This window comes from Amycolatopsis sp. MtRt-6 (assembly GCF_017308975.1).
In the GTDB taxonomy this organism is placed as follows: domain Bacteria; phylum Actinomycetota; class Actinomycetes; order Mycobacteriales; family Pseudonocardiaceae; genus Amycolatopsis.
Window position 1 is genome coordinate 1 of sequence record NZ_JADWPD010000062.1, and the last position, 7921, is coordinate 7921.

Below are 7921 nucleotides of genomic sequence, written 5' to 3' on the forward strand. Positions count from 1 at the left end.
GGCGAGGGCGAGGGCGAGGGCGAGGGCGAGGGCGAGGGCGAGGGCGAGGGCGAGGGCGAGGGCGAGGGCGAGGGCGAGGGCGAGGGCGAGGGCGAGGGCGAGGGCGAGGGCGAGGGCGAGGGCGAGGGCGAGGCTAGCCGGACGACACGCGCGCCTGCACAGACGGCACGTACGTCGAAAAGCCGGCTTGCGGGGTTGGCGACCAACCCGCCTTCGGGCGGCCGGCTTGCTTTGCCGGATGGCCGTGGTTGGCCGGTGTGGGTGGGCGTGTCCGCGGGTCTGGCGGGGAGGTGGCCGGTGGTGGTGTTCGGTTGCTCACCGTCGGTGCCGCAGCGTCGCGGAGAGCAACGGAAGTGGCCGAACGGCGCAATCTCGGCTCCAAAGCGTTTGATCAGTCACCTGATCCGGGAATTTTTGCGACATGTCTCCTTGGCGAACCACCACCAGACGGAACACGGCCGTGCGGGTCATCACGGCGATCGGCGCGATCTTCGCGGGGATCGAAGTTCTCTACATGATCATGGTGTTGGCCGGCGCCAACGCCGGCAACGCCTTCTTCCAGTTCATCGAGTCACTGGCGGTTCCTCTCGCGTTGTTCTGGCCCGGTTTGTTCCCGGTCGACAGCCCCAGCCTGGCCGTGATCCTCGACTTCGGCCTGGCCGCGGTGTTCTGGCTGGTCGTGACCGGCATCATCGCCCGCTTCGCGGGCCGGTGACCGGGCGCGATCCGCTGTCTCAGCCGGGAACCACCCGCCGTCGCCGCCGGCGGTGTCCGTGGGCGACACTGGACGGATGAGCGACGGCAGGTGGTTCGACGGCTGGTCACCGTGGCCCGAGCTGGCCGGGCTGGCCGCGGCCGGGCGTTCGCTGCTGCCGAACGTCCCGGTCACGCCGGCCGCCTTGGCGCGCACCGTCACCGAACAGCTCGTCGGGCGCAGGCTGACCGCGAAGGTGGGCGACCGCGACGTCGGCCTCACTCTCGCCGAACTCGACTACCCGGCCGACAGCCTCCGGCTGGCCACTGGACGCCTCGGCGACGTCCGGATCGTCGCCGAGGACGTCGACTGGCCTGAGTCCGAAGAGGACGGTGGCAGCATTCCGCTGCGCCGCGTCACCGTGATCGCCGAAGACGTCCGCCTTCGCTCGCTGCCCACGCCTGCCGCCATTCCCGCCCGCGTGCGGCTGGAAATCGCCGTGTCCGCGGACGTGCTGCGCGAACGGGTGGCGACCGTCCGGCCCGGGATCGTCGCGGAACCGGCCGGGAACGGACTGCTCCGGATTCGCTGGGCCAAGCGCGCGCACTGGGGCCACCTGACCCTGCGCCCCCAGGTGGCGGACGACGCGGTGGTGCTCCTCCCGCAGACCCTCCACATCGGACAGAAGAAACTGCGCGCACCGAAGCGGTTCCGGCCCATCGAGCTGCCGCTGCCGGAACTCCCGCCGGGTACGAGGCTGACCAAGGTCGAGCCGCGGCACGACGAACTCGTGCTGCACGCGGTGGCGGAGGAATGGCCGGAACGGCTTTCCCGCATCCCGCTCGCCGACCTGCTGAGCTGGCTGACAACCGCCGCGATGACGCTGACCCTGCCGAAACTCGGTACCCGCGCATGACTTCCTCCCTTGATGAGCCGACGATGAGCCGGCAATGAGCCGGACGACGACCACGCTACTCGCACACGTGTTCGAACATCATCACTCACAAGGGTAGAGCCGGCTCAGGTCACCGGAAACCACGTCCCGGACGCCCATTCCGTGTCGCCCCAAGCCTCGCGCTCCCCTGAACGGGGGTCGAGCACCAGGTCCGTGTCCTCCCGGAACACCATGACCGGCCGCAGTTCCGGCCCGTACAACGGCCATTCGGGACCGTCGGCGGACGCGACGCCGGAGTGGACGAACCGTACCCAGCACCGGTGGATGAGCAGCGCCGCCCGCTCGCGCGCCGGGTTCACCGCGATTCCCTGCGCGGCCAAGGGAAGTGGCACCTTCCACGCCATCGTGGTTTCGGTCCCGTGGCCGCCGTCGAGCTGCTCGGGCACCCCGGGCGCGGCGAAGTCGATCCGGTACCGGTAAACGGGAGCGTGCGCGGACTGCGCGTCGGCGAGCCGCTGCGTCGGAATCCCGTATCGCTCGTCGCCCATGGCGGCGATCCGGGCGGCCTTGAGATCGGGAACCCGGCGAAGGTACGTCTCGATCAGCCGCGAAGCGCCCGATTCGCCGAGGATGCCCGAGAGCACATCGGAAGCCGGCGCCGTCGCGACGTCGTCGCCGAGCATCATCGCGTACGTGCTGCCCTCGTTGCTGTTGCAGCCCACCAGCAGCGGAATCCCCGCCGCGCTCCCCCGCCGGATCGGCTCGATCGGCACCTCGGGCAGCGCCCGCGGGTGCAGGGTGGGCCGCCACAGCCACAGCGCCTGGAACCCGCTCAGGATCCGTTCCTGCGCCTCGACAAACTCCTTGGCCGGCAGTGAGCGCAGAGCGGTGACGTCGTGGCAGCCGGCCTCGTCCAGCAGGCGCCGCGCCAAAGCCGTTCCCGCTTCCGGCGTCGCCACGTGGTCCGCGCCGCCGGAGCTGCTGATCGCCTGCGCGAACAACCCCGCCCCGAGCGGGCTGCCCATCAGGTTGCCGACGCTCTTCGCGCCCGCCGACACGCCGTACACGGTGATCCGCCCGGGATCCCCGCCGAACGCGGAGATGTTGCGGCGCACCCACTTCAGCGCCTCGACCTGGTCGAGGAAACCGCACACACCGGCGTCCATTTCGGACGGGCCGAAGATCCCGCCGAGGTGCAGGAAGCCGAGCGAGCCGAGCCGGTAGTTGATGGTAACCACGACGATCCCGGCCCGCGCGAACTCCTCGCCGTCGCCCAGCTGCTCGCCGTGGCCGACGCGGTAGCCGCCGCCGTGCAGCCAGAACAGCACCGGCCACCCGCCCTCCGGAGCGGGGGCCTCGGGCGTACAGACGTTGAGGTACAGGCAGTCCTCGTCGCACACGGCGGCCGGGTTCATCGGGTCCGGCGACTGCATCGCGTGCGGCCCGTACTCGGTCGCCACGTGCACCCCGCCGGACAGCGACGGCGGCTGCGGTGCCTTCCACCGCAGCTCGCCGACCGGCGGGCGGGCGTACGGGATCCCGCGCCAGACGCGGACGCCGTCACCCGCCAGCCCGACCAGCGCCCCGAGCTCGGTCGTCACCGTCGGGACGGAAGCCATCAGAGCGAGGCCTGCTCGACCGTCGGCAGGCAGACCTCGAACCGCGTGTTCCCGGGCTCCGATTCGACGCGCAGGTCGCCCTGGTGCCGTTCGACGACGATCTTCCACGAGATGTCCAGGCCCAGCCCGGTGCCCTCGCCGACCGGCTTGGTCGTGAAGAACGGCTCGAAGATCCGCGGCTTGATGTCCGCGGGGATGCCGGGCCCGGTGTCGCCGACCTCTACGCGGACCTGGTCGTCGACGCGCCACGTGCGCAGCGTCAGCGTGCCTTCGCCGGCCATCGCGCCGAGGGCGTTGTCGATGATGTTCGTCCAGACCTGGTTCAGCTCGGCCGGGTACGCCGGGATCTTCGGCAGGCCGCGGTCGTACTCCTTGACCACGCGGACGCCGCCGAGCTTGCCCGAAAGCATCACCAGCGTGGAGTCGAGGCCGTCGTGGACGTCGACCCACTGGTGTGGCGCCCGGTCCATCTGCGAGTACTGCTTGGCCTTGCCGACCAGCGCGGAGATGCGCGTGGTCGAGTCCTCGATTTCGCCCATCAGCATCTCGGTTTCGAGCGCGTAGGCGAGCCAGCGGACGGCGCCGTCGATGAAGGTGTCGCCGACCTGCTCCAGCACGTTGTCCAGGTCGGCCGTGGTCAGCCCGGCGCGGACGTAGATGTCGGCGAGGTCCCAGCCGCCGTCGATGCCGCGGTCGTCGAACCAGTCGCCGATCTCGTCCTCGCGGTCGGCCTGCTGCATCGCTGTCAGCTTCTCGGCCTGCGCGACCTGCTTGACCAGGCGTTCCTGGACGTCGATGAGCTGGTAGAGCAGCTCCGGGTCGATGTCCTTCTTGGCCAGGAAGGCGAGCTTGTGCCGCATCCCGGCGACGCGTTCACGCAGGGCGGACGTCGCCCGGACCGCCGCCGCGGCCGGGTTGTTCAGCTCGTGCGTCAGGCCGGCCGACAGCTCGCCGAGCGCCAGGAGACGGCGCCGCGAGCCGATCACCGTGTCGCTGTTGCGCCAGCCGAGGTACATGCCTTCCAGCAGGTGCGTGGCCATCGGGAACCACTTGCGGAACTGGACGGAGAACTCCGCGGCGGGCAGCGCGAGCAGCGTCAGGTCGCTCAGCGCCTGCACCGAAGCGCCGTAGCGGTGCTCGGCCTCCTGGTGCACGAAGAACTGCGTCGCGCCGAAGTAGGCGCCGCGCTGGTCGGACCGGTTCGTCTCGACTTCGGTGCCGCTGACCAGCCGCGTCATCCGGACTGCGCCGTTCAGGATGGCGTAGAAGCAGGTCGCCTCGTCACCCTCGCGGATGACGAAGGAGTCGCCCGCGTACTCCTCGAGCACGGCGTTGGCGGCGACCCAGTCGAGCTGGTCTTCGGAAAGGTGTTCGAACAGGAAGAGGCCGCGAAGCTCTTCCCGCGGCAGTGCGCTCATTGTTCCTCCAGGTACCGGTGTACCAGCGTCACGGCCATCGCGCCCTCGCCGACCGCGGACGCCACCCGCTTGACCGACTGCGACCGCACGTCACCGGCCACGAACACGCCCGGGATCGACGACTCGAGGTAGTGCGGATCACGGTCGAGCGGCCAGCCCGCCGGCCGCTGCCCGGCGCTCAACAGGTCCGGCCCGGTGCACACGAAGCCGTGCTCGTCGCGGCGGATGGTTTCGCCGAGCCAGTCGGTGCGCGGGGCGGCGCCGATGAAGATGAACAGGTGCCCGGTCTCGACCGTCTCGGTGACGCCGTTCTCGCACAGCGTGAGCCGCTCGAGGTGCCCGTCGCCGTGGACCTGCTTGACCGTGGTGTGCGTCCGGACGTGGATGTTTTCGATGCCGGCGATCTGCTCGATCAGGTAGTGCGACATCGACGCCTCCAGCGACGCGCCGCGCACGAGGATCGTGACGTCGCTGGCGTGCTTGGAGAAGAACACCGCGGCCTGCCCGGCGGAGTTGGCGCCGCCGACGATGTAGACGTGCTCGCCCTTGCACTCGGGCGCCTCGGTCGCGGCCGAGCCGTAGTACACGCCGCGCCCGGTGAGCTCCTCGACGCCGTCGGCTTCGAGGGCGCGGTAGTTGACGCCGCTGGCGAGGATCACCGAGTGGGCGGCGATCTCGCTGCCGTCGCCGAAGGTGATCACCCGCGACGAGCCGCGGGCCTCCAGGCCGACGACGTCCCGCGCGGTCAGCACCTCGGCGCCGAACTTCTGCGCCTGGCGCCGCGCCCGGTCGGTCAGCTGCGCGCCCGAGACGCCGTCCGGGAAGCCGAGGTAGTTCTCGATGCGCGAGCTCGTGCCGGCCTGGCCGCCGGTGGCCTTCTTCTCGACGAGCACCGTGCGCAGGCCCTCGGAAGCGCCGTACACCGCGGCGCCGAGGCCGGCCGGGCCGCCGCCGATGACGACGAGGTCGTAGAACTCCTGCGCCGGCCGGGTCGAGAGGCCGACCGCGTCGGCGATCTCGCTGCCGGTCGGGTTCTTGAGGACGGTGCCGTCCGGCGTGACGACCACCGGGATGTCCTTGTCGGTGGCCTCGGCGGCCTGCAGGATCCGGCAGCCCTCGTCGTCGTCGACCGAGTACCAGCGGTACGGGACGGCGTTGCGCGCGAGGAAGTCGCGCAGGTGGAACGACGAGGAGTTGTAGCGGTGGCCGATGAGCTTGACCTCCTCGACCGGCCGGTCGCCGACCGCTTTCCACGTCTCGACCAGGGCGTCGATGACCGGGTAGAGCTTCTCCTCCGGCGGGTCCCACGGCTTGAGCAGGTAGTGGTCGACGTCGACGACGTTGATCGCCTGGATCGCGGCGTCGGTGTCGGCGTAGGCGGTCAGCAGGGCGCGGCGGGCGTGCGGGAACAGGTCCATCGCCTTCTCGAGGAAGGCGATCCCGTCCATCTGCGGCATCCGGTAGTCGGCGAGGATCGCCGCGACGGCGTCGCCGCGCAGCTTGATCTCGCGCAGCGCGTCGAGGGCGTCCGGGCCGGAGTCGGCGCGGATGACGCGGTAGTCCTTCCCGTAGCGCCGGCGCAGGTCACGGGCGACCGAGCGGGACACGGCGGGATCGTCGTCGACGGTCATCAGGATCGGCTGGCTCACGAGATGCAGCCTACGGCGCTTCTTACGCCGTTGGGAAAGTACGGCGTTTCGGCACCTGGACCCGCTCCAGGTCCTGCGCCACGACGATCTCGCCGTCGAACTCGGCCCGCGCCTCGGCTTCGAAGCGTTCCGGATCGGGGTAGCGCTGCGAGAAGTGGGTCAGCACGAGCTGCCGGACGCCGGACTCGGCGGCGACGCGCGCGGCCTGCTGGGCGGTCAGGTGGCCGAAGTCCTTCGCCAGGGAGGTGTCCTCGGCCAGGAACGTCGACTCGATCACGAGCGTGTCGGCGTTTTCGCTGAGCGCGTACACGGCGTCGCACAGCCGGGTGTCCATCACGAACGCGAACCGCTGGCCGGGCCGCGGCTCGCTGACGTCCTCGAGCTTCGTGGTCCCCAGGCGTCCCTCTCGCTGGAGCCTGCCGACGTCCGGCCCCGAGATCCCGCGTTCCTTCAGTTTGTCCGGGAGCATCGTGCGGCCGTCGGGCTCGGTCAGCCGGTAGCCGAACGCCTCGACGGGGTGGCTCAGCCGCTTCGCCTCGAGGGTGAGCTTGCCGGTGGCGATCGGGCCGTCCTCGGTGATCGGGTGTTCCCGCAGGTCGGCCTGCTCGTAGAACGCCGTCGCGTGCCGCATCCGCTCGAAGTAGTGCGCGCCGGACGCCGGGAAGCAGGCGTGGACCGGGTGCGGCACCTTGTCCAGCGAGAGCCGCTGGATCACCCCGGGCAGGCCGAGGCTGTGGTCGCCGTGGAAGTGCGTGACGCAGATCCGCGTGATGTCCGTGGCGGCGACGCCGGCCCGCAGCATCTGGCGCTGGGTGCCTTCGCCGGGGTCGAAGAGGATGCCCTCGCCGTCCCAGCGCAGGAGGTAGCCGTTCTGGTTGCGGTGGCGCGTGGGCACCTGGCTCGCGGTGCCCAGCACCACCAGTTCGCGGGTCGACACCCCCGCACCGTACTCAGGCGGCGAGCTTGCGGAGGCGGAATGCCAGGACGAGGAGCACGATCCCGTACAGCAGCGCGTAAATCCCGGCGAGCAGCGCGATGCCGTACGCGCCGGCGATCGGGTTGATCACGATGAGGACGCCGGCGAGGACGGAGATCGCGCCGGCCGCGATGAGGAACGCCTCGCCCTGGATCTGCTTGCGCAGCCGGATCGCCGCGGCGATCTCGGCGATCCCGGTGACGATCGCCCAGAAGCCGACCAGCAGGGCCAGCAGCAGGACCGTGATGCCGGGCCAGACCAGGACGAGGATCCCGGCGACGATGCCGAGCGCGCCGAGGACGCCGTAGGCCACGCGATGGGCGGTGTCACCCGGGCGGAACGCCTGCATCAGGCCGCCGATGCCGTCGATGATCGCGTACACGCCGTACAGGATCGCCAGGACGAGCACGGTGGCGCCGGGCCAGATCAGCGCGAAGAGCCCGAAGAGGACGGCGAACACGCCGCGGACGGCCACCAGCGGCCAGGCTTTGCGGGGTTCGACGACGGTGAACGCTGCGAAGGAGGTCATCTGCCGCTCCCGGATCTAGGGATTTCCAGTATCGCGACGATTACCCCGTCCGGCTCCCGGAACACCCCGTTCGGGGTATTCCACAAAGGACCGGCGTGCGCCGCGGCCGCCCCCCCCCCGCACCCCCGCGGCGCGCGGGGG

General features: G+C 70.7%; 7 protein-coding genes. 2 read left to right on the forward strand and 5 right to left on the reverse strand.

Features of this window, described 5'->3' with window-relative positions; translation table 11 throughout:
- The first annotated feature begins 460 nt into the window (after window positions 1-460).
- Entirely contained in the window at window positions 461-715 is a 255-nt protein-coding gene (locus I4Q55_RS48620) for a hypothetical protein (protein WP_206797830.1), read from the forward strand.
- A gap of 76 nt (window positions 716-791) precedes the next feature.
- Window positions 792-1610, forward strand: a complete 819-nt coding sequence (locus I4Q55_RS48625; RefSeq protein WP_206797831.1) for a hypothetical protein — start codon at window positions 792-794, stop codon at window positions 1608-1610.
- A gap of 104 nt (window positions 1611-1714) precedes the next feature.
- On the opposite strand, the gene I4Q55_RS48630 is transcribed toward I4Q55_RS48625, so the two are convergent.
- The 5 genes from I4Q55_RS48630 to I4Q55_RS48650 are packed head-to-tail and all read right to left on the reverse strand — an operon-like array spanning window position 1715 to window position 7780.
- Window positions 1715-3208, reverse strand: coding sequence for a carboxylesterase/lipase family protein (locus I4Q55_RS48630; protein WP_206797832.1), 1494 nt, complete (start codon window positions 3206-3208; stop codon window positions 1715-1717).
- Window positions 3208-4626 carry an ATP-binding protein gene (locus I4Q55_RS48635; RefSeq protein ID WP_206797833.1) on the reverse strand — a complete coding sequence of 473 codons (1419 nt, stop codon included), beginning with the start codon at window positions 4624-4626 and terminating at the stop codon, window positions 3208-3210. Before I4Q55_RS48635 ends, I4Q55_RS48630 begins: the two co-directional genes overlap by 1 nt.
- The gene (locus I4Q55_RS48640) at window positions 4623-6275 is read right to left on the reverse strand and encodes a response regulator (RefSeq protein WP_206797834.1); all 1653 of its coding nucleotides are present in this window, start codon (window positions 6273-6275) and stop codon (window positions 4623-4625) included. The genes I4Q55_RS48635 and I4Q55_RS48640 overlap by 4 nt, the downstream gene beginning before the upstream one ends.
- A gap of 22 nt (window positions 6276-6297) precedes the next feature.
- The gene (locus I4Q55_RS48645) at window positions 6298-7212 is read right to left on the reverse strand and encodes a ribonuclease Z (protein ID WP_206797835.1); all 915 of its coding nucleotides are present in this window, start codon (window positions 7210-7212) and stop codon (window positions 6298-6300) included.
- Between the two features lie 13 nt (window positions 7213-7225).
- Window positions 7226-7780, reverse strand: coding sequence for an HdeD family acid-resistance protein (locus I4Q55_RS48650; protein ID WP_206797836.1), 555 nt, complete (start codon window positions 7778-7780; stop codon window positions 7226-7228).
- Window positions 7781-7921: the final 141 nt, after the last annotated feature.

Excerpts from the sequence above, each read along its gene's own strand:
- I4Q55_RS48650 (WP_206797836.1), bottom strand. The coding sequence starts at position 7,780 with ATGACCTCCTTCGCAGCGTTCACCGTCGTCGAACCCCGCAAAGCCTGG.
- I4Q55_RS48630 (WP_206797832.1), bottom strand. The coding sequence starts at position 3,208 with ATGGCTTCCGTCCCGACGGTGACGACCGAGCTCGGGGCGCTGGTCGGG.
- I4Q55_RS48625 (WP_206797831.1), top strand. The coding sequence starts at position 792 with ATGAGCGACGGCAGGTGGTTCGACGGCTGGTCACCGTGGCCCGAGCTG.
- I4Q55_RS48635 (WP_206797833.1), bottom strand. The coding sequence starts at position 4,626 with ATGAGCGCACTGCCGCGGGAAGAGCTTCGCGGCCTCTTCCTGTTCGAA.